Genomic DNA, 20,470 nt, shown 5'->3' with positions numbered 1-20,470 from the left:
TAGCATGAATACCGATATTGAAAATTTATTTAAAGACAAAGTTTTAGGACATCCAGCAGGATTATTTGTATTATTTTTTACTGAAATGTGGGAACGTTTTTCGTTCTATGGAATGCGAGTGTTGCTAGTTAATTTTTTAACAATGACCGTAATAGGATACAATCCTGGATGGGAATGGACAGCCGAAAATGCAGGTGCATTATTCGGTACCTATGCCATGCTATTATATATAACTCCAATTATTGGAGGTATTATTGCTGATAAATTGACTGGTTATCGTTGGGCTGTTGTAATTGGTGCATTTATCATGACTTTAGGGCATATATCAATGGCTTTTGAAACCGAGGCTTCTCTTTATATTGGTTTAGGCTTATTAGTAATTGGTACTGGTTTTTTTAAACCTAATATTACTTCAATTATTTCAGAAATGTACAAACATAATTCTGAAAAAAAAGATGGTGCTTACACCATTTTTTATATGGGAGTTAATGCCGGAGCCTTTTTCGGAATGATGCTTTGTGGATACTTGGCAGAAAAGTTAGGATGGTCTTACGGATTTGGTTTAGCAGGTATTTTTATGCTTTTAGGAACACTACAATTTTGGATGGCAAAACCTTTGTTTGGCCAAATTGGAGAAGTGCCATCAAAAATTCACGAAGTAGAAATTCCTCAAAATATAAATGAAAAAAATGTTGAAACTAACGAAGAAGTAGAGGTAGAAAAAAGAAATCCATTCACGTTACTTGATAAAATATTAATTGTTATTTGTTCTATTCTAGGATTAGGATATGCTATTAATGATCCTTTATCAAAAATTGCTGGAATAGATATGTTTTCAGCAATTCAAATCAACGATTTTGAAGGGCAATACGTTGCTATACTAATTGCTCTTGGGTTATTTTTATTCCTAGTTATTGGCAGAATTATGCGATATGCAAAAGTAATTAGAGACCGCATGCTAGCATTTATCATTTTTGCATTTTTTACAGTATTTTTCTGGATGAGTTTTGAACAAGGAGCAACATCCTTAATACTTTTTGCAAGAGATAGCGTAAATCGTGTATTAAGTGGTACTGCAGCCATCGCTTTTAACGTAGTTAATGCTCTATTAACGGTTGTACCTCTTGCCATTATTTCTTATGTTTTATTTCTACTATGGAAAAAAACAATCAAAAAAGTACCCTATTCAAACATAACTTTAGTTATTTGTTTTGTTTTAATGTGGGGTTTAGTTGGCTATATGTTAAACAGAGATTTCAATTCTATAGCCTATGAAGTAAATTACGATGCAATAAAATCACCTAAACTTGATAAAGACAACAAACAAGTTATTGACGATAAAGGAAATAAGGTATTTAATTACACTCCTATTACTCAAAATATGAGTTTAGCTGATACAGATATTGTTGTTAAACAAACCATAACCATAGCAGAGCCTGTTTCTTTAAATGAAGGTGAAGTAATTAATATAATACACAAAGACAAAGATAAAACTGCTTTTGGGTATTTGTCTCAAGAACGCTTAGATAAAGCAATAAATAATGCTAAAATTCGAAATACTGATGATGGTATTATAAAAGCCACAGTAAATAGAGTAAAAAGTAACGAAGTTGAAATAACAGTTTCTTGGTTTAGTATTCTAAATTCCTTTTTTATCATTGCCTTTGCTTCTTTTTTCTCAAAATGGTGGGATAGTAAATATAACCCTTCAGCAGCTGCAAAATATGCACTTGGGCTGATAGTAATGGCCTGTGGTTTCGGGTTGTTAGCATATGGCTCTTATGGACTTCAAGATGGAGTAAAAGTTAGTATGCTTTGGCTTGTTTTTGCCTATTTATTCCATACACTTGGAGAATTATGTTTATCTCCAGTTGGTTTATCTTATGTTAGTAAGCTTGTACCTGCTAGAATGATTGCTTTAATGTTTGGTATGTGGTATTTAGCAATTGCTATTGGAAACAAACTTGCAGCTGTTTTAGGTGGTCAAATTGAAAATATTACTAAAGAATATAGTCTATCTACATTCTTTTTAATTTTTACAATAGTACCAATTACCGCAGGAGTAATTATACTAGGATTAAATCCTCTATTAAAAAAATTAATGCACGGTGTAAGATAAAATAAACGAAAAAAACGACCGTTCTGTAATTTAGGCATATTATTTGCGACCTATTTTAAATAAAAAAGAAAAAATCACATGAAAAAACTGATCTTATTTGCAATGTTATTAATCTATTCTTTTAACGGAATAGCACAAGAAAAGGGTCAAATTAATTGGATTAGTATTGAAGAAGCAATCGCCGCACAAGATAAAGAACCTCGTAAAATTATGATGGATATGTATGCTACTTGGTGTGGCCCCTGCAAATTGCTTGATAAAAATACATTTCAAAATAAAGATGTTGCGGATTATGTAAATAAAAATTATTATGCGGTTAAATTTAATGCTGAAGGAAACACAAAAGTTACTTTTAAAGATAAGGAATATGGAAATCCAAATTTTGATGCCTCTAGAAAGGGAAGAAATTCTCAACATCAATTTGCTCAATATTTAGGTGTGCAAGCATATCCAACTATTATATTTCTGGATGAGAAAGCTGAATTAATTGCTCCAATACCTGGGTATCATGCACCAAATCAATTAGAAATTTTTCTAAAATTATTTGCAACTGACAAATACAAAGAGGTAACTACAAAAGAGCAATGGGAAGCATATCAAAAAGATTTTAAAGCTGAATTTAAAACAGAATAATAGAAGCTTTTAAACATTAAAACTAGAAAGTGCTACTTACATATAGCACTTCTTTTTATTGTACACTATACTAATCTTATTAATCTCGAAAAATTGCCTTACTTTGCAACACCTTAATTATCTGTTGTGAATTACCTATCTGTTGAAAATATTTCTAAATCTTACGGCGAGCGAGTACTCTTTGAAGACATTTCTTTTGGTATAAATAAAGACCAAAAAATTGCCTTTATTGCTAAAAATGGTACAGGTAAAACTTCTATTTTAAATATAATTACTGGCAACGACAGCCCAGATACAGGGCAAGTAGTTTCTAGAAAAGATTTACGTATTGCTTATTTATCGCAAACAGATAAATTAGATGCATCACAGACAATTGAAGAAGCTATTTTTAGTTCTGACAATCCCATTTTAAAAATAATTCATCAATATGAACAAGCCTTAAAAAATCCAGATGATTCGGAAGCATACCAAAAGGCTTTTGACTTAATGGATCAACATCAAGCATGGGATTTTGAAACTCAATACAATCAAATATTATTTAAATTAAAATTAGAAGACTTAAGCCTAAAAGTTAGTGATTTATCTGGAGGACAAAGAAAACGTCTCTCTTTAGCGATAATACTAATTAGCAAGCCTGATTTACTGATTTTAGACGAACCAACCAACCATTTAGATCTAGAAATGATTGAATGGTTAGAAAACTACTTTAAAAAAGAGAAAATAACTCTATTTATGGTAACTCATGATAGGTATTTTCTAGAACGGGTATGTAATGAAATTATAGAGTTAGACGATGGAAAGCTTTACAATTACAAAGGCAATTACTCTTATTATTTAGAGAAAAAAGAAGAACGCATTGCCATTGCCCAAACAACGATTGGTAAAGCCAAAAACCTTTTTAAAAAAGAATTGGATTGGATGCGTCGTCAACCAAAGGCTCGTACAACTAAATCTAAATCTAGAATTGACGACTTCTATAAAATAAAAGAACAAGCCAGTCAACGTAGAAAAGACCACCAAGTGCAATTAGAAATAAATATGGAACGCTTGGGTAGTAAGGTTTTAGAACTTCATAACATCTCTAAATCTTTTGATAAAAAAGTAGTATTAGACAAATTTGAATACGTTTTTAAACGCGGTGAACGTATTGGTATAATTGGAAAAAACGGAACAGGTAAATCAACTTTTTTAAATATGATTACTGGAAAGATTCCTGTTGATACTGGTAAAGTTGTCGTTGGTGAAACCATAAAATTTGGATATTATACTCAATCAGGAATTCGCGTTAAGGAAGGACAAAAAGTAATAGAGGTTATTAAAGAATTTGGAGAGTATATTCCACTCGCAAAAGGGCAAAAAATATCTGCTGGAGGTCTATTAGAACGGTTTTTATTTGACCGTAAAAAACAATATGATTATGTAGAAAAACTATCTGGTGGAGAATTAAAACGACTTTATTTATGTACGGTTTTAATTCAAAATCCTAACTTTTTAATTTTAGATGAACCAACAAATGATTTAGATGTATTAACCTTAAATGTTCTAGAAAGCTTTTTATTAGATTATCCAGGTAATTTATTAGTAGTTTCTCACGACAGATATTTTATGGACAAAATTGTTGACCACTTATTCGTATTTGAACAAGATGGTCTAATTACCGATTTCCCTGGAAACTACTCAGATTATAGGGTTTATGAAGATTCTCAACCATCCAAAACAGAAACACCAGCTCTTAAAACCACTTCTAACAATCAGAAGACTTCAACACCTCAAAAAGAAAAACTATCGTATAATGAAAAACAAGAATTTCGTCAATTAGAAAAGGATATTGCCAAGTTAGAAAAACAGAAATCCAAAATTGAACAGCAATTTATCGACAATAATATTGAAAGCGAAAAAATTGATGAAGTTTCACAAGAATTACAACAGATAATTAACACTATATCTGAAAAAGAAGAGCGTTGGCTAGAGCTTTCAATGAAAATGGAATAACCTAAAATAACACTCTTATTTTAATATATCAATTTACTTAAACTACTATAATTTCATTATCACTTAGTAATTCTAAATTATTAAAGCGTAATATTAACTGGGCTACAGCTAACGTATCTCTTTCACAATACTTAACAATTCGTTCTAAATCATTATCCTCATAAAACACTTTAGCAACTTGACTACCATCAATATCTTGTTTAGGCGAAGGAATTCCTAATATATTAGTCAATAAATTTAAAGATGTATAATGTTTATAATCTCCAAATTTCCATAATTCTAATGTGTCTAAATGAGCAACCTCCCAAGGTTTTTTACCAAATAAATTTAATTTTGAAGGTAATGAAATACTATTAATTATCATACGACGAGCTATATATGGAAAATCAAATTCTTTACCATTATGACCACATAGCAAATGATTTTCTTTATTAAAATGCTTATCCAATAATTGCTTAAAATCAATTAAAAGTTGCTTTTCGTCTCCAGCAAAAGAAGTTATTCTAAAACTTCTATTTTCCGTAGTATTTACAAAATAACCAACCGAAATACAAATTATTTTACCAAACTCGGCCCAAATACCTGCCCTTTCATAAAAATCTTTAGCAGAAATTTCTTCCTTACGTTGATATTCTGTTTTTTTGGCAAATAACTCCTTTTTTTGCTCAGAAAGTTCATCAAAAGTAGCTACTTCAGGTACGGTTTCTATATCTAAAAATAAGATATTCTCTAGCTTAATTTTGTTGAGCATAATTATTATCTTAAGTTATTTATTAAATGAACTGTATACTATATTAAAAGTAATATACAAATTAGTTGAATAAAACTACCCAACTGTTAAATATAGTCAATTAATTTATTATAAAAAAAGTGAGCTAGGTCTAGCTCACTCTCAATCAGGTTAATGGGCTGTACTATTTTACAACCAATTTTCTAATGGAAGTATTTCCTTTTTCATAAACCTTAATAATATAAACGCCAGAATCAAACTTAGCTATATTTAATTCTTTACCCCTTAAGGTAACATTAAGTACTTCTTTTCCTAAGATATTGAAAAGTTGCACTTTTTTATCTGTATTATAAAAAGTCTGAATATACAATTTACCGTTAACCACAGGATTTGGATAAATTTTAAACCCTTTAATTTCTTCAGATCTTTCAATCGAATTACTTGGTATAGTTTCAACATCATCAACACTTTGCCCGTAGAAACACACAGTTACTAACAATAATATTATAAACAAGTAGTTTTTCTTCATACTTATATTATCTTTACTTCTAGCAAAAGGTGGTTGATTGAACTACAACGGATAGTCAAAAACAAATTTAGATAAATATTGTGTACATTTATGTTAAATATTATAATTGTGAATAACTTTTAAAATTGTTGATGTTTGACGTATTGACAATCACAAGCATTAACAACGATAACTGCTTGTTAAACTGTCATTTAACAAAACTAACAAATCTTAATGTTAACTTAATATAACCATATTAAAAGATTGTTAAGTTTATAAAATTATTATATGAACCCCAACTTTTAAGGAATTAAACTATAAAATGAAGAAAAAAGATATAAAAATATTGCTGGTAGATGATGAACCAGATATACTGGAAATAGTTGGATACAATTTAAAAAACGAAGGCTATCAAATATTTACAGCGTCTGACGGAATGGAGGCTATAGATAAAGCAAAAGAAATTATGCCTCAACTTATTTTATTAGATGTGATGATGCCTAAAATGGATGGCGTTGAAGCGTGTCAAAAAATTAGAAAAATAGACAACCTTCATGATGTAATAATTGCTTTTTTTACAGCCCGTGGCGAAGATTATTCACAATTAGCTGGCCTTGATGCAGGTGCCGATGATTATATCACCAAACCTGTAAAACCTAAGGTATTAATTAGTAAAGTAAATTCATTGCTACGTCGTATCAGAAAAGATCAAAAAGAACTTAATTCTATTATAACTATTGGCGACATTACGATAAATCGTGAAGAATATTATGTACAAAAAAACAAAACAAAAATAGTATTGCCACGTAAGGAATTTGAATTAATGGCTTTACTAGCCTCAAAACCTAATAAAGTATTTGAACGAGATGTAATATTACAAAATGTTTGGGGTAATGATGTTGTTGTTGGAGGCAGAACAATTGATGTACACATTAGAAAGTTAAGAGAAAAAATAGGTGAAAATTATTTTAAAACAGTTAAAGGGGTAGGTTATAAATTTACAACCAAGTGAAGTTAAAAAAAACATATAAATTTGCGTTTAAATCGTCTCTGTACATAACTCTATTTTCATTTATTGTTGCTTTATTTTTAGGCTATTTTTTGACCCAAACTTTTAACTTTACACTTGCCATACTTACAGCACTTGCTATTTTTATATTTTCATTTGCTGTAATTCAGTTTAGGGTAGAACATTTTATTTACAAAAGAGTAAAAAAAATATATGAAGATGTATCTTCCTTTGCTAAAGCAGAAAACCTAGATAAAATAAGTGTTACTACTGACATGGAAACCTTATCACAAAAGGTTAAAAAGTTTGCAGAAGACAAACACCTACAAATAGAAATGTTACAGTTAAGAGAAGAGTATAGAAGAGAATTTTTGGGTAACGTTTCACATGAATTAAAAACTCCTTTATTTACAGTACAAGGTTATTTATTAACCTTATCTGATGGAGCTATTAATGATAAGCTAATTAGAGATAAGTATTTACAAAGGGCAAACATTGGTTTAGAAAGATTAGTTAGCATTGTCGAAGACTTAGACATGATAAATCAACTAGAGTCAGGAATCTTAAATTTATCCATTAAGCAATTTGATATAGTAAAACTAATTAAAAATGTATTTGAATTACTAGAATTTAAAGCAAAAAAAAGAGGCATTCTCTTACAATTAGATAAAGTGTATGATACTCCTATTTTAGTCAAAGGTGATAAAAAACGAATTGAACAAGTAGTTATAAATTTAGTTGAAAACTCAATTAAATATGGCAAAACTTCTAGTAAAACTGAGGCAAGTATTACAAATTATTCAGATACCCAATTCTTAATTAAGTTTAAAGATGAAGGTGAAGGTATTCCTGAGCAAAAATTAACTAGAATATTTGAACGTTTTTACAGAATTGAACCTAGCAGATCTCGAGAACAAGGAGGATCAGGATTAGGGTTGTCTATTGTAAAACATATTATTGAAGCTCACAATCAGAAAATATTTGCAAAAAGTGAGATTGGCAAAGGATCTACATTTTCTTTTACATTAGAAAAGTTTAAATAAGTCTGAATTAATTTTATCTACTTCTGTAGTACTTTTTAAACCTTTAAATGTATAGGCCAATGCTAACTTTTCAATATTAAAATTATCTTGACTTGCATAAGGAGCTAAATTTAACTTTGACATTCTTTCAGCTAAGTATTCTTGTTCGTACTGCCCTGGAGTAGGTATAAAAAATGCTTTTTTATTTAATTTTGCCAAGTCTAAAATAGTTGAATACCCCGACCTTGCTAAAATTACTTCACTTTCATTAATAACCTCCTCTAAGTCTTTACTTAACATATAATTAGCGGTGGCAACATGGTTTGCAATAATTGGAGGTTTTTTATCACTAAAAACACCTCTTACAAACATTATTTTTTTTTGATACTTTTTAATTTTTTCAATTAATATTTCTTCTAATAAACTACGTTGCGGCTCAGCACCAGATAAGACTATTAACAGATCATATTTTTTTGGAATATTCTTTTTTTTAAATCGACTAATAGCTCCTATGTATCTAACTTTTAATTTAGAATTTTTTATTAATGATAAATCTCCAGAAAATTGTGAATTTATATTGTCTGGAACCCAACATTCATCAAATTTTGCTATAATATTCTGATGAACTTTTGATGTAATTACAGTTGTTTTTCCAGAAAACACATTGATTTGATGTGTTATATAAACAGACGGTATTTCTTTTAGTCTTACTCCAAATCGATTATCAGAAATAATTCCTGACAGACCTTCTTCCTTATGTATTTTCTCAACTACTTTTCGTTCTTTTATACTTGCTTTTATTACTGTTGCACTGACTAATAGCAATTGTGTTTTTTGACTATTACCTGCACTATATTTTATATTGTAACTTGGTAATTGATAACTTTTTAAAGTTGGAAATTCCTTTCTTAGCAGGTTTAATGCATCTCCATCACTTGCTAAAACTGGTGTTAAATTATTAGCAATTAATGCTTCAATAATTGGTATACAACGACTGGCATGCCCTAACCCCCAATTTAATGGAGCCACTAAGATTTTTTTCTTATTAACACAAGGCATAACAGAAAGAATTTTAGATTAATTTCTAAAATAACTAAGGCAAAATATGTTTAAAATAACGTTTCTATATTTTAGAACACTCTTATATAGCTCGTCCTAGCAAGTTATTTAGCTTTTAAATAATAAATTACACTAAATCAAATCCAATATCTTTCCTAAAATTCATTTGTTCCCAATGAATCTTGTCAATACTTCGATAGGACTTTTTTAGAGCTTCATCAATGTTATTTCCAAATGAGGTAATAGCCATTACCCTACCTCCATTAGTTAAAGTTTTACCTTTTTTGGATATTGTTCCTGCATGAAAAACAATTGAATCAGTTACTTTTTCTAATCCAGTTATTTCCTTTCCTTTGTCATAACTTTCTGGATAACCACCCGCCACTAACATAACTGTTGTTGCCGTTTGAGAGGTGACAGAGAACGATTTTTTATGTAAATTTTGATTCACAACCCCTTCAAATAATTCTAATAAATCTGATTCAATTCTTGGTAAAACTACTTCCGTTTCTGGATCTCCCATTCTAACATTATATTCTACCACAAAAGGATTTCCTTTAATATTCATTAAACCTATAAATATAAAACCACGATAATCTATTCCGTCTTGGCGTAATCCATTTATAGTAGGTTTTATGATACGTTCCTCTACTTTATTTAGAAAATCATCATCTGCAAAAGGAACTGGAGAAATAGCTCCCATACCACCAGTATTCAGTCCGGTATCACCTTCTCCTATTCGTTTATAATCTTTAGCCGAAGGTAAAACTTTGTAGTTCTTTCCGTCTGTTAACACAAATACAGAAAGTTCAATACCATCTAAAAACTCTTCAATAACAACAGTATTAGAGGCAGCACCAAATTTTTGATTGGTAAGCATATCTGTTAATTCTTCTTTGGCTTCTTCTAAAGAATTTAAGATAAGTACACCTTTTCCTCCAGCTAAACCATCAGCTTTTAAAACATAAGGTGGATTTAAAGTTTCTAAAAACTTTTTCCCTTCGTCTAAAGTATTCTTAACAAAAGATTGGTATTTCGCTGTTGGAATTCCATGTTTTTCCATAAATATTTTTGAAAAATCTTTACTTCCTTCTAACATAGCTCCATCCTTTTTGGGTCCAATAACAGGTATATTCTGTAATTCGTTATCTGCCAAGAAAAAATCGTGCACACCCTCAACAAGTGGAGCTTCTGGCCCAACAATTACCATCTTTATATTCTCATCCAACACTAATTGTTTTATTGCTTTAAAATCTGTAGGACTTATTGCTACATTTTTAGCGATAGCCTCTGTACCAGAATTACCAGGAGCTACAAATAGTTGATTTATTTTTTTACTTTCAGAAAGTTTTAAAGCAAAAGCATGTTCTCTTCCGCCAGAACCTAAAATTAAAATATTCATTTTGTTTATTTTTTAATATGCCATTTATAAAAATACTGAAATACCGAAATAGTATGGTAAGTAAACAGTTTAATATTTTTTAATGATCTCTTTTTTAACACATGTATAATTTCTACACTAGGGTAATATAATTTTTTTAGACCTTGTTTATCCAATTTTCTACAAATATCAACATCTTCCATGTATAAAAAGTATCTTTCGTCAAATCCTTTCACATTTATAAAAGCTTTTGTTTTAAATAATAAAAAACAGCCATGTATAAAATCAGGATTAAAAGGTTGAGATAAATCTCTATCTCTATATTCCCCTTTTTCTGTTACCAAAGGAAAAAAGGTACTTAAAAATGGTAATCTTCTTATTATTAATTCCAATAAAGTTGGATATCTTCTACTGGTATATTGTTGTTTACCATCTGGAAACAAAACATTAGGTGATATTAATACTACCTTCTCATTTTTATTTATTTCGTCTAACAGTTTTGTGATAATATCTGCTTTAAAAATAACATCAGGATTTAAAACAAGATGATATTTTGAATAATTTCTGATCTTTTCAATAACTTTATTATGCCCTTTTCCGAATCCAATATTTTTACCAACAAATATATATTCAATATCAGAATGTTGAAATTTATCTTTCATTATATCGGTTGGAGAATTATCTACTAAAAATAATTTTTTAGATTGCGTAATGCTCAAAAAGCTTTCTATTGTTTTTGAAAGCTCAGTGATATTCTCTTTATAGAGAACAATGGTAGCGGTAATCGTTATGTTTTTATCGCTTTTAATCATTAATTGGACCTTAATAGGCTTTTTCCTCTGTTCTAAAAAGGTTTAATATAGTTTGAAAAATAATTTTTAAATCTAGAAAAAAAGACCAATTTTCAATATAATAAATATCAAGACGTATTCTATTTTCCATATCAATTTTGTTTTTAATTTCACCTCGGTAACCTCTTACTTGAGCAAGCCCTGTAATACCTGGTTTTACAAAGTGTCTTACCATATATTTATCTATCTCTTTCGCATATTTTTTAGTATGAACTAACATATGTGGCCTAGGACCAACCACACTCATATCGTCTAAAAGAACATTAAAAAATTGAGGAAGCTCATCTATACTTGTTCTTCTAATAAACTTACCTACCTTAGTAATACGTTTATCATCTTTACAAACCTGCATAGTGTTAGCTTCTTGATTAATTCTCATAGAACGAAATTTGTAACAATAAAAAACATGCCCTCCTAATCCATCTCTCTCTTGTTTAAAAAACAATGGCCCTTTAGATTCTAATTTTATAATTACAAACATAACGGGAATAAGCCATGATAAAAGAAAAATGATAATAAACAATGCAAAAACAATATCGAAACCTCGTTTAAAATATTTAACTATCGGTTTATCAAAAGGTAACTTTCTTAAGGATAAAACTGGTGTATAATCAAAATATTCTAAAACCATTTCTTTACTAAAAACATCTTTTACATCAGGTATAAGTTTAAAAATAATTAAATTGTTATCTGCAAAATCAATAAATTCTTTGATTTGTTGCTGACTAAGCTCTGTTGTAGAACAATACAATTCATGTATACCCTCATTAGAAATAAATTCAAATGCCTCATCTATTTTACCCAAAAAATTATCTTGATTAGAACAGGTGTTTGAGAAATAACCTATAAATCGATATCCATATTCAGAACGATCGTTTAAAAACTTGATAATACTTTTTACGTTTTCATTTTCTCCAATTACAACAACCTTTCTATAGTTACCTCCTCCAATTCTATATTTTTTTAATGCGTATAAAAAAGAAACTCTAAACAACGCAATAGCTAAATATATAATTGACAACACTTTAACATGAAAAAGTATAGAAATATTAATTCTAAAAATATTGATATAAGCAAAATAAGCTAGAGTAAATATTATAATCTGACTTAAAAATCTAGTAATTACCTTAGGAGCTTTTAAAAGACGATGTAAACTGTAAAATTTGGTATAATAACTAATTAGTAACCAACCAACATTTATATATGCAACATGATAGAGCTCAAACTTATCTCTGAAAAAATAGTACAAAACCCCATTTAAAATCACTAAATGGACTAACACCGAAATGGGTCTTATAAATTTAGAATATCGTTTTTTTTGCAGTGACATTAGTTCAGTTTAGCTTGTCAAAATTAAAGCTATTTTTATGATTTTGTATAGTGATAAAGGCGAAAAAGTTGACAATTAAAGAAAATAAAATTACACCCGACTGACGTTCTAAAATATTTTCGAAAAGCATAAGAATACAAAAGAACAAAAGCAAGCTAAAAAATAGGATGTTTTTTTCTTGTAAAGCCTTTTTAAAATTAAATAAAAGAAAACCAACATATAGTATTAATCCAACTATTCCGCAACACAACCAAATACTAAGATACTGATTGTGCGAATTATGGTCATCTTCTAACAATACCTCTGAAGTTTTTGCATAACACGACTGTAATTTATTTTTTACATCACCTACTCCATGCCCAAAAATGGGTTTTAGCATAATATTTTCAATAGCACATTTATATATACCAAATCTTATACTGGTAGAATTTGTATTTTCAATTTTATTATAACTTTTAGGATTAAATACTTCTTTAAATCTGTTTTGAGTGATTGGAGCAGCCAAAATCAATAATCCAATTGCTATAATTCCAAAAAGTATATATTTTTTATGTTTTCTGCTTTTTATTTGATAAACCATATATACAGTCACAGCCAAAATTAAAGCCAACAATACACTCTTTCTAGATAAAAAAAGTAACATTGCAAAAAGAACAATAAAACCCATAAAAATACCACTTTTATAAATCCATTTTTTAACTAAAAAAAGCAATTGTAAACCAAACAACACAGCAATTGCAATAAACATAGATGCATATATTGGGTGTTGATTAATGTACCACATTTCATTAGTTAGATAAGAATAGTACAAGTTGATATTTACGTTTTCGGATAAAAAGCCTAACTGATAAAAATAAATTACAATAAGCCCACAATAGACCACAGAAACTATAAAATATGTACTTAAAAATATTTGAAATTGATGTTTAGAAATTTCGGTTATTGAAGAGCCTACTAGACCAAATATCAATGGAAAAACGATAATAGACAACCTAGTAGCTAGAGGTTTATCTATGTTTATAAAATTTGTAGTAAAAAATAAGCTTAAAAGATAAAGCAAATATAACGATGCATAAAAAGCAACTTTTTTAACATTGAATTTATATTTTTTAACTGTTAAGAAAAGTATGAGTGCTATTGTAAAAAGTAAAATTACGGGCAGCCCTTTAATCTTATTCGGAATTAACGGGAAAAATGCAAAAAGCCACAATCCGTATAAAAAGAGTTTTTTCAATTTTTCCATTTAATTAGAATTTTCAATAATTTTATCAAAATTCCTTTTAAATTCACTTAGTATCTTTCCGCTAAAAAATTGATTAGAAACATATTTTCTTGCATTTACACCTATTGTATTTGCAAGTTTTTGATTCGTAATTAAATTTTCAAGTGCAGATAACACTCCATTTAAATCATCAGACTTTAAATAAAAACCTCCTTTAGATTTTTGTATAACATCCATCACTTCAGACTTTAAGTTACCCGTAATTATAGATGGTTTTTGGCTTGCCATCATGGCTAATATTTTTGAGGGCATTACGGTGTCAATACTATTTTCTTTTTGAAATAAAATATGAACATCAGCACTACATAACAAATCAGAAAGTTCTTGATACGCAACAGGTTTATAGTATTTAAAATAAGACAACTCTTTTAACTGAGGTATTATTTTATCTTTTTTAGCACCATCACCAACTAAAATTAGTTCTATGTTTTTAAAGGCTTTTAATTGTTTGGCAAATTTTATAAAGAAATCCCAATCTTGTTTTTCACCAATATTACCTGAATAAAGGATTTTAAATTTATCAGATTTTAAATAAGGATGCTTTTTTGCCTTTTCAGGATTAATTTTATCTACATCTACCCAGTTTGGCAATAAATAATTAGGAATATTTTTTGTTTTTCTTTTAACTTTATCAAGCATAGCAATACTAATAGTACTAATTGCATCTGCCCGATGTAATAGTAGCTTCTCTATTTTTAATACTACCTTAAATAAGAAATTGTTTTTTTCTACTAAGTTTGACTCAACTGCAGCATCTAATTCAAAATCTTGGATATGAATCCATAAATTAGCTTTCTTCATTTTTGCTAAAAGCTTAGCAGGAATAATTGTACTGGTAAAAGGCACAATACATAATACTAAATCTGTTTGTTTGATTTTGAAAACATGAACCAAACTACCAAAAGTAAAGTCTACTAAATGTAAGATTCTTTTCAAAAAAGTAGGCTTTTTTGGTACATATTGTTTGTAGCGATAAACGGTTATATTATTACTCCTTTCTTTTAAAAAAGTTTTTTTATTACAATAACTCTTATCAATTTTCCATGCTGGATAATAAGGAAAACCTGTAATAACAGTAACATTAAATCCATTTTCTGAAAGATATGTTGCCAATTGAGAGGTATATAAACCAATAGCAGAATCTTCAGGATAGTAATTGATGCCAATAATTGTAATATTTTTATTCAAGACGTTTTTTTATAGGTTTTGCAGGATTTCCATAGCACACCCATCCTTTGGGCATATTTTTAAACACACTGCTTCTTGCTCCTATCACACACTGTTTACCAACTGTTACTCCTGGAGCAATAAATACATCTGTAGCCAGCCAACATTCGTCAGAGATTTCAATTTTTTTCCCATAAATAGGAAAATCAGTTTTAGTATAATCGTGCGAAGCTGCACATAAATATGATCTTTGAGATATTACTGTATTTGAACCAATACTTATTTCGTCTAGACTATATAAAACAACTTCATCACCAATCCAACTATAATCACCAATTCTTATTTTCCACGGAAAAGGAATTGTAACAGAAGGTCGTATGATAACTTTTTTACCAATTTTAGCTCCAAATAATCTTAAGATAAATCTACGCCAACTGTAAAAAAACTGCGGCGAGAGTTTAAAAAATACAGCATGAACAAACCTCCATAACTGTACAATAAAAATATTTTTACCCCTAAAATTGGATGGCATTTTAAACAGATTAAGATGTTGCATTATACTTAAGCGTCAACTATTTTTATTAATGATTGTAAGAATATTTTTTCTGTAAAATTTGTCTTAATATAATTAAAATTATTAGACATTACTGGTTCAAATTTAACCAAATTATCAGACACAATTTTTAATTTAGAAACAATATCTTCCGGTGAATTTTTCCTTATAAAAAGTCCGTTTTGTTCAGAAAAGACATCTGAAATTCCAGCATGATTAGTAGTTAAAATAATATTACCTGTAGCCATGGCTTCTAACAACGATATGGGTTGACCTTCCATTTTATAAAATGTAGGAAAAACAAATACATTAGCTTCACATAATAGGTTCTTTTTCTTTTCTCCCCTGACAACGCCTTCATAAGAGCAGTTCTTAATATTTGAGATTCGAGACAAAATTTCCCCTTTAATTTTGTCATCAACATTTCCTGCTATTTTAGCACTAAATTTAACTTTTTGCTCTTGTAATATTTCTAAAGCTTTTAGTAAATCGAAAATGCCTTTTTCTGTCATCAAATTACTAAGGTAAACTATTCGTAATTGATCTTTATATTTACTTGTAATGATTTCTTTAGTATTTTCTAATAAATAATTTTCGACGTAATTTGGTAATACATAAATTTTCTGAGTCGATAAAAAAGGAGTAAGGTTTTGCTTCAATTTTTCAGACAAAACAATGCCTTTATCTACCTTTTTTAAAATACGGTAAAATATCTTTTTCTTAAAACCTGATAGTAATTCATATTGTGTTTTTAAATAATTTCCATGTATGTGAATAATTACCCTTTTATTTAACAGTTTTGCAACATAAATAAAAGGAGCGTACTTTAATACACCAAAAAACGTTTGACCAATGGTTAAATAAACAACCTCAACTTTTACTATTTTATATAGGTAAATGTAGTTTACAAATTGCTTTATAAATTTTACTACAGAAAATGCACCTACTTTTTCACTAAAAGAATTTACAGTTGTATTTATATAATCCACCTTAAAATCATAGTCTTTTGGTATTTTATCTAAAATTTTATCATTACAAATACTTACACCGGTAATTGGTGGAGAAAACGGACCTATAATTAGAATTTTTTTAATCAAGACTAGATTTCTTTTTAGGTAAATAGGGTTTGATAATGTTGAACAAATAAACCATTAATACTATAAAAAAAGCATAATATATGTAACGAAATGCTGAGCGTAAATTGTATTCAAAACCATATACAATATGTAAAACTAGTAATAATGTTATAATAAATGCTAAAGCTCTACTGCGTTGATTGAGATACATCCTCACTTTTTTTTCAAAAAAAGAAAATAATAATCCTGTAACAAAAAAATAACCTATTGTAAACCATGTACCCATAGTAAATATTCTTCCGTGTAAAGAATATGGTGCAAAAATATTTAACCGCATATCATTGGCATAATTGTACCACCCTACCATCGATCCAGGTAAAGGATTTAAGCTCATAAAAATGATGTTCCAATCAGGTTGAGCTTCTTTTAATGTTCCAATTGTAACATAAACTCCAAATATTATTGAATAATAAATGTTAAAATAAAAGTCATTTAAAAAATGATCATTTGGTGAAAAAATACTTTGAACATAAGGTATTATTCCATGAGAAGGCAATTTTCTCAAAGGCATCAAATAGGCTAAAAACAGAAACGATAAAAATAATTGAAAAGCAAATTTAATCTTATTTAACAATGTATTACCTTGACTTATAAAAAGTATACTAACATAAACCAAAAGAAATAAAAAAACTACTCTAGAGCCTGTCCCTGACGCAAAAAGAACTATAATAAAAAAGTAAAAGACACTAAATAGTTTATGTCTATGATAAACCAACGCTAATAAAATAACCTCAACAAAACTTAATATTTTAATAATCACTATTAATGCCCTACTTTTTTCAGGCAAATAATTCTCTCTAATAAATATATCTTTCCCGTATGTTATAAAATAAAGAATAATTATAAACAGAAACATGCCCCTAATAATCCATAGGGTTTGATTTGGCAATTTATATTTTATAAAAAGACTATGAGTATATGGTTTGTTAAATAGTTTTTTTATGCTACGCACCGATAAATCATAATACACAATTACTCCTAAAATAAAGGCCATTATAGCAATTAAATAACCTTTAATTACATTTAAAAATGAGGCTTCAGACACCTCATCTAAACTATATAACGAAAACTTATTATCAAAAAAATAAAAATAAAGAACACTAGAAACTATTGATATAATAGCAAATGTTACATATAAATAAATAGGACTTAAAATGAAATATTTTAATATCCTATTTAAAAAATATAATTCAAAAATCAATAAAAGAATTAAAACAATCACATCAATATAATTTGAATAGTCCTTTAAATTGTAAATATTTTTCTCTTAAAAGTATAATATAATCTAATACTTACTAAGACTAAATCAGAAACAATTCTAAGGTAAACTAAATTCCAAAAAGTAACTTTATCAAACACCATTAAAACTGCCACAATAGCAATATACAAAACGGATGATAGAATTAAAGAATAATTAAATTCTTTGTGGTAATTAAAGGCTACTAATGTACAAGTACCTAACATAAACGTAACCGCAACCAAAGGAGTAATTAAGGCTAAAGCTTTTAAAACATTTGCATATTTTATCATTTCTTGTCCGCCGAATAACCCTAATAACTGTTCAGAAAATAAAAATAGAAGACCCATAAATACAAGCCCCAATATAAAACTACCAAGTATTAGCTTTTTTAACATACTTTTATCTTTATTTCTAGATATTGTTGGAAAAACTGCCTGTTGAAGCATATCAAAAGGAATGATAGAAACTAAAACTATTTTTAAAGCCACATCAAAACCAGTAACATAATCCATTGTAAAATAAATACCTATTATAAAAATAGTTGCGAAATTAAAAGTTAACGATAAAAACCGCCCCAAAAAAAACATATAGGCCTCTTTAACAAACTGTTTTAACACTTCAATTTTAACCCATATAAATTTGAAATTATAATTTCTTAGCAAGGTAATATACCCTAAAACACCCATGACAACATTTGAAATAACAATTAAAACAACATGAATCATGAGGTCATCACTTGATTTAACAAACAATACAGTACCTGAGATTAATAATATCCTTGAAAACACAACGATATATGTGGCTAGTTTTAATTTTTCAATTCCTTGAAAATACCATATTGGAAAAAAAACTTCTCCAATGCCCATTAGCATCATCATAAATAAAATAGTTTTATGAGGAGCAAATGGATTAAAAAATGAAAGTATTAAAAGAGTTAAAAAGCTAAGAACTAACACTATTAACTTTATTGTAAAAACAGATGAAGTAATTTCATTCAACTTATCACTTCGACTTCTATTTTCTACAATATATTTTGCAGCATAAATGTTAAATCCAAAATTTACAAACATTATAAAATATTGGATTATAGAATCTGACCAAGTTAAAATTCCATAACTTATTTCGCCCAAAACACGAACTAAATAAGCAACTAATAAAAATTTTATACCAATATTAAATACTCTTAAAAACGTTAAATAAGAAAGGTTTTTTAAGATAATAGAATTGTCTGGCGATATAGTTTTAAATCTTTTTATCACAAAGCTTAAGCTTCAATATAGTTTTAAATATCAAGTAAGAATTAGTTCTCGGTTAAATTAGAACCTAAATAAAATTCTAATCACTCAACTTTATAATACTTTAGATATTTATTCAACTGTCTAAATAAAATAAACAATAACATTAGTAACCCAAATCCCACACCTAACAAAAACGTATATCTTTTTAAAATACCTCTTTCTTCTTCACCTACTTTACTAAATGTAGAAACTACATTTATAATATCCGTAGTTTCGGCTTTTGCTTTATTATTGCTTATTAAGTCTTTGTTTAAAGCAATACTTTTGTTAAATAATTCAATCTCATTTGTTTTCTTTTCCCCTTGTGCCAAAGTAATTACAGTACCCATTTCTGATTTTTTTGCCTCTGTAATTAAAACCTCGTTATAAATATTTCTAAGAGTATCAATTTCTCTCAAAGATTTTAATAAAACATTTTCATTTTGAAGTAAATTTTGATCATTTATTTTTTTTTGATTTTTAAAGTAAGGATTACTTTCAACTGAATTAACGATAGGAGCACTTAATTTTTCAAAAATGGAATTATTCAAAGATTTTACCTTAATTTGATGATACTTATAATCGTAATCTGTAAATCCTTTTTTAAATTCTTTAAAATCAATCTTTCTTACTGTTACGGTGTCAATCTCATTAACAAATTTATCAAAAAGCTCATATTTTTCATTTTCATTTCTTATCGGGTCTATATAAAAACCTCTTATTTTAGCTGCTTCACTTACAGAAATATTTAAAGCTTCAGCCAATAAAAATGAATCTTTCTGTTTTACTAATTCATGGTAAAATTCTACATTTTTATACAACTGTTGTGCACTTTTAAAATTATGCTCAATAATCATAGTTGATGAATATTGTTTTGGTTTAATCAAATCTATAACCAAACCAATTATTGCTCCTAATAAAATAGAAATTCCCAACTTTATGGCATTATTTCTAAGAAATACCAACGCCAAAATAAGTACATTAAATATTGCCATTATAAATCTACCAATGGCATTAAAAAGATCACGAAAGACTTTGCCAATAGCTTTAAATAAACTACCCAAGTCTACTTCTTCATCTTTGTTAATATTTTGTTGACTCATATCTTATTTGTTTAGTCATTTGTAATTAATTTTTCATTTTTAAAGTCAAAATTAATAGTTATAATTAGTATTGAATGT

18 protein-coding genes are annotated in these 20,470 nt (G+C 28.2%); 5 read left to right on the top strand and 13 right to left on the bottom strand.

Annotated elements, in window-relative coordinates; all coding sequences use genetic code 11:
* Positions 1-4: 4 nt before the first annotated feature.
* The 3 genes from EGM88_RS08505 to EGM88_RS08495 all read left to right on the top strand — a co-directional run bounded on the left by EGM88_RS08505 (position 5) and on the right by EGM88_RS08495 (position 4,744).
* A complete protein-coding gene (locus tag EGM88_RS08505; protein WP_123897552.1) occupies positions 5-2,119 on the top strand; it encodes a peptide MFS transporter in 2,115 nt (704 codons plus the stop codon).
* A gap of 78 nt (positions 2,120-2,197) precedes the next feature.
* A complete protein-coding gene (locus EGM88_RS08500; protein WP_123897551.1) occupies positions 2,198-2,752 on the top strand; it encodes a thioredoxin family protein in 555 nt (184 codons plus the stop codon).
* 126 nt (positions 2,753-2,878) lie between these two features.
* A complete protein-coding gene (locus EGM88_RS08495) occupies positions 2,879-4,744 on the top strand; it encodes an ABC-F family ATP-binding cassette domain-containing protein (protein ID WP_123897550.1) in 1,866 nt (621 codons plus the stop codon).
* 37 nt (positions 4,745-4,781) lie between these two features.
* Here EGM88_RS08495 and EGM88_RS08490 read toward each other — a convergent pair whose 3' ends face one another.
* Both EGM88_RS08490 and EGM88_RS08485 read right to left on the bottom strand, forming a co-directional pair.
* Positions 4,782-5,495, bottom strand: coding sequence for a 3'-5' exonuclease (locus EGM88_RS08490; protein WP_123897549.1), 714 nt, complete (start codon positions 5,493-5,495; stop codon positions 4,782-4,784).
* 163 nt (positions 5,496-5,658) lie between these two features.
* On the bottom strand, positions 5,659-6,003 hold the full coding sequence (locus EGM88_RS08485) for a T9SS type A sorting domain-containing protein (RefSeq protein ID WP_123897548.1): 345 nt from the start codon (positions 6,001-6,003) through the stop codon (positions 5,659-5,661).
* Between the two features lie 301 nt (positions 6,004-6,304).
* On the opposite strand from EGM88_RS08485, the gene EGM88_RS08480 reads away from it, so the two are divergent.
* Positions 6,305-6,994 carry a response regulator transcription factor gene (locus tag EGM88_RS08480; RefSeq protein ID WP_123897547.1) on the top strand — a complete coding sequence of 230 codons (690 nt, stop codon included), beginning with the start codon at positions 6,305-6,307 and terminating at the stop codon, positions 6,992-6,994.
* The gene (locus EGM88_RS08475) at positions 6,991-8,034 is read left to right on the top strand and encodes a sensor histidine kinase (protein ID WP_123897546.1); all 1,044 of its coding nucleotides are present in this window, start codon (positions 6,991-6,993) and stop codon (positions 8,032-8,034) included. Before EGM88_RS08480 ends, EGM88_RS08475 begins: the two co-directional genes overlap by 4 nt.
* Here the strand turns inward: EGM88_RS08475 and EGM88_RS08470 are convergent.
* The 11 genes from EGM88_RS08470 to EGM88_RS08420 form a co-directional block, all read right to left on the bottom strand.
* Complete coding sequence (locus EGM88_RS08470; RefSeq protein WP_123897545.1) at positions 8,017-9,072, bottom strand: glycosyltransferase; 1,056 nt, start codon at positions 9,070-9,072, stop codon at positions 8,017-8,019. The two genes, EGM88_RS08475 and EGM88_RS08470, sit on opposite strands and share 18 nt — an antisense overlap.
* 127 nt (positions 9,073-9,199) lie before the next feature.
* Positions 9,200-10,474 (bottom strand): phosphoribosylamine--glycine ligase, encoded by a 1,275-nt coding sequence (gene purD, locus EGM88_RS08465; protein WP_123897544.1) that lies wholly within the window; start codon positions 10,472-10,474, stop codon positions 9,200-9,202.
* A gap of 5 nt (positions 10,475-10,479) precedes the next feature.
* On the bottom strand, positions 10,480-11,265 hold the full coding sequence (locus tag EGM88_RS08460; RefSeq protein WP_238988412.1) for a glycosyltransferase: 786 nt from the start codon (positions 11,263-11,265) through the stop codon (positions 10,480-10,482).
* Between the two features lie 10 nt (positions 11,266-11,275).
* Complete coding sequence (locus tag EGM88_RS08455; protein WP_123897543.1) at positions 11,276-12,634, bottom strand: undecaprenyl-phosphate glucose phosphotransferase; 1,359 nt, start codon at positions 12,632-12,634, stop codon at positions 11,276-11,278.
* Between the two features lie 4 nt (positions 12,635-12,638).
* The gene (locus tag EGM88_RS08450) at positions 12,639-13,877 is read right to left on the bottom strand and encodes an O-antigen ligase family protein (RefSeq protein WP_123897542.1); all 1,239 of its coding nucleotides are present in this window, start codon (positions 13,875-13,877) and stop codon (positions 12,639-12,641) included.
* The gene (locus EGM88_RS08445; RefSeq protein ID WP_123897541.1) at positions 13,878-15,104 is read right to left on the bottom strand and encodes a WcaI family glycosyltransferase; all 1,227 of its coding nucleotides are present in this window, start codon (positions 15,102-15,104) and stop codon (positions 13,878-13,880) included.
* On the bottom strand, positions 15,097-15,615 hold the full coding sequence (locus tag EGM88_RS08440; protein ID WP_317126540.1) for a WcaF family extracellular polysaccharide biosynthesis acetyltransferase: 519 nt from the start codon (positions 15,613-15,615) through the stop codon (positions 15,097-15,099). The genes EGM88_RS08445 and EGM88_RS08440 overlap by 8 nt, the downstream gene beginning before the upstream one ends.
* A 29-nt stretch (positions 15,616-15,644) precedes the next feature.
* Complete coding sequence (locus EGM88_RS08435; RefSeq protein ID WP_162497558.1) at positions 15,645-16,733, bottom strand: glycosyltransferase family 4 protein; 1,089 nt, start codon at positions 16,731-16,733, stop codon at positions 15,645-15,647.
* Entirely contained in the window at positions 16,726-17,994 is a 1,269-nt protein-coding gene (locus EGM88_RS08430; protein WP_123897538.1) for a hypothetical protein, read from the bottom strand. The genes EGM88_RS08435 and EGM88_RS08430 overlap by 8 nt, the downstream gene beginning before the upstream one ends.
* A gap of 23 nt (positions 17,995-18,017) precedes the next feature.
* Positions 18,018-19,271, bottom strand: coding sequence for an oligosaccharide flippase family protein (locus EGM88_RS08425; RefSeq protein WP_123897537.1), 1,254 nt, complete (start codon positions 19,269-19,271; stop codon positions 18,018-18,020).
* Between the two features lie 80 nt (positions 19,272-19,351).
* Positions 19,352-20,392, bottom strand: coding sequence for a hypothetical protein (locus tag EGM88_RS08420; RefSeq protein WP_123897536.1), 1,041 nt, complete (start codon positions 20,390-20,392; stop codon positions 19,352-19,354).
* Positions 20,393-20,470: the final 78 nt, after the last annotated feature.

This window comes from Aureibaculum marinum (genome assembly GCF_003813905.1).
GTDB lineage: Bacteria > Bacteroidota > Bacteroidia > Flavobacteriales > Flavobacteriaceae > Aureibaculum > Aureibaculum marinum.
Note: the sequence above shows the minus strand (reverse complement) of the source record. Positions and strands in the feature narration are given on the sequence as shown.

Excerpts from the sequence above, each read along its gene's own strand:
- EGM88_RS08505 (WP_123897552.1), top strand. The coding sequence starts at position 5 with ATGAATACCGATATTGAAAATTTATTTAAAGACAAAGTTTTAGGACAT.
- EGM88_RS08500 (WP_123897551.1), top strand. The coding sequence starts at position 2,198 with ATGAAAAAACTGATCTTATTTGCAATGTTATTAATCTATTCTTTTAAC.
- EGM88_RS08490 (WP_123897549.1), bottom strand. The coding sequence starts at position 5,495 with ATGCTCAACAAAATTAAGCTAGAGAATATCTTATTTTTAGATATAGAA.
- EGM88_RS08485 (WP_123897548.1), bottom strand. The coding sequence starts at position 6,003 with ATGAAGAAAAACTACTTGTTTATAATATTATTGTTAGTAACTGTGTGT.
- EGM88_RS08480 (WP_123897547.1), top strand. The coding sequence starts at position 6,305 with ATGAAGAAAAAAGATATAAAAATATTGCTGGTAGATGATGAACCAGAT.
- EGM88_RS08470 (WP_123897545.1), bottom strand. The coding sequence starts at position 9,072 with ATGCCTTGTGTTAATAAGAAAAAAATCTTAGTGGCTCCATTAAATTGG.
- purD (WP_123897544.1), bottom strand. The coding sequence starts at position 10,474 with ATGAATATTTTAATTTTAGGTTCTGGCGGAAGAGAACATGCTTTTGCT.
- EGM88_RS08460 (WP_238988412.1), bottom strand. The coding sequence starts at position 11,265 with ATGATTAAAAGCGATAAAAACATAACGATTACCGCTACCATTGTTCTC.
- EGM88_RS08455 (WP_123897543.1), bottom strand. The coding sequence starts at position 12,634 with ATGTCACTGCAAAAAAAACGATATTCTAAATTTATAAGACCCATTTCG.
- EGM88_RS08450 (WP_123897542.1), bottom strand. The coding sequence starts at position 13,877 with ATGGAAAAATTGAAAAAACTCTTTTTATACGGATTGTGGCTTTTTGCA.
- EGM88_RS08440 (WP_317126540.1), bottom strand. The coding sequence starts at position 15,615 with ATGCCATCCAATTTTAGGGGTAAAAATATTTTTATTGTACAGTTATGG.
- EGM88_RS08420 (WP_123897536.1), bottom strand. The coding sequence starts at position 20,392 with ATGAGTCAACAAAATATTAACAAAGATGAAGAAGTAGACTTGGGTAGT.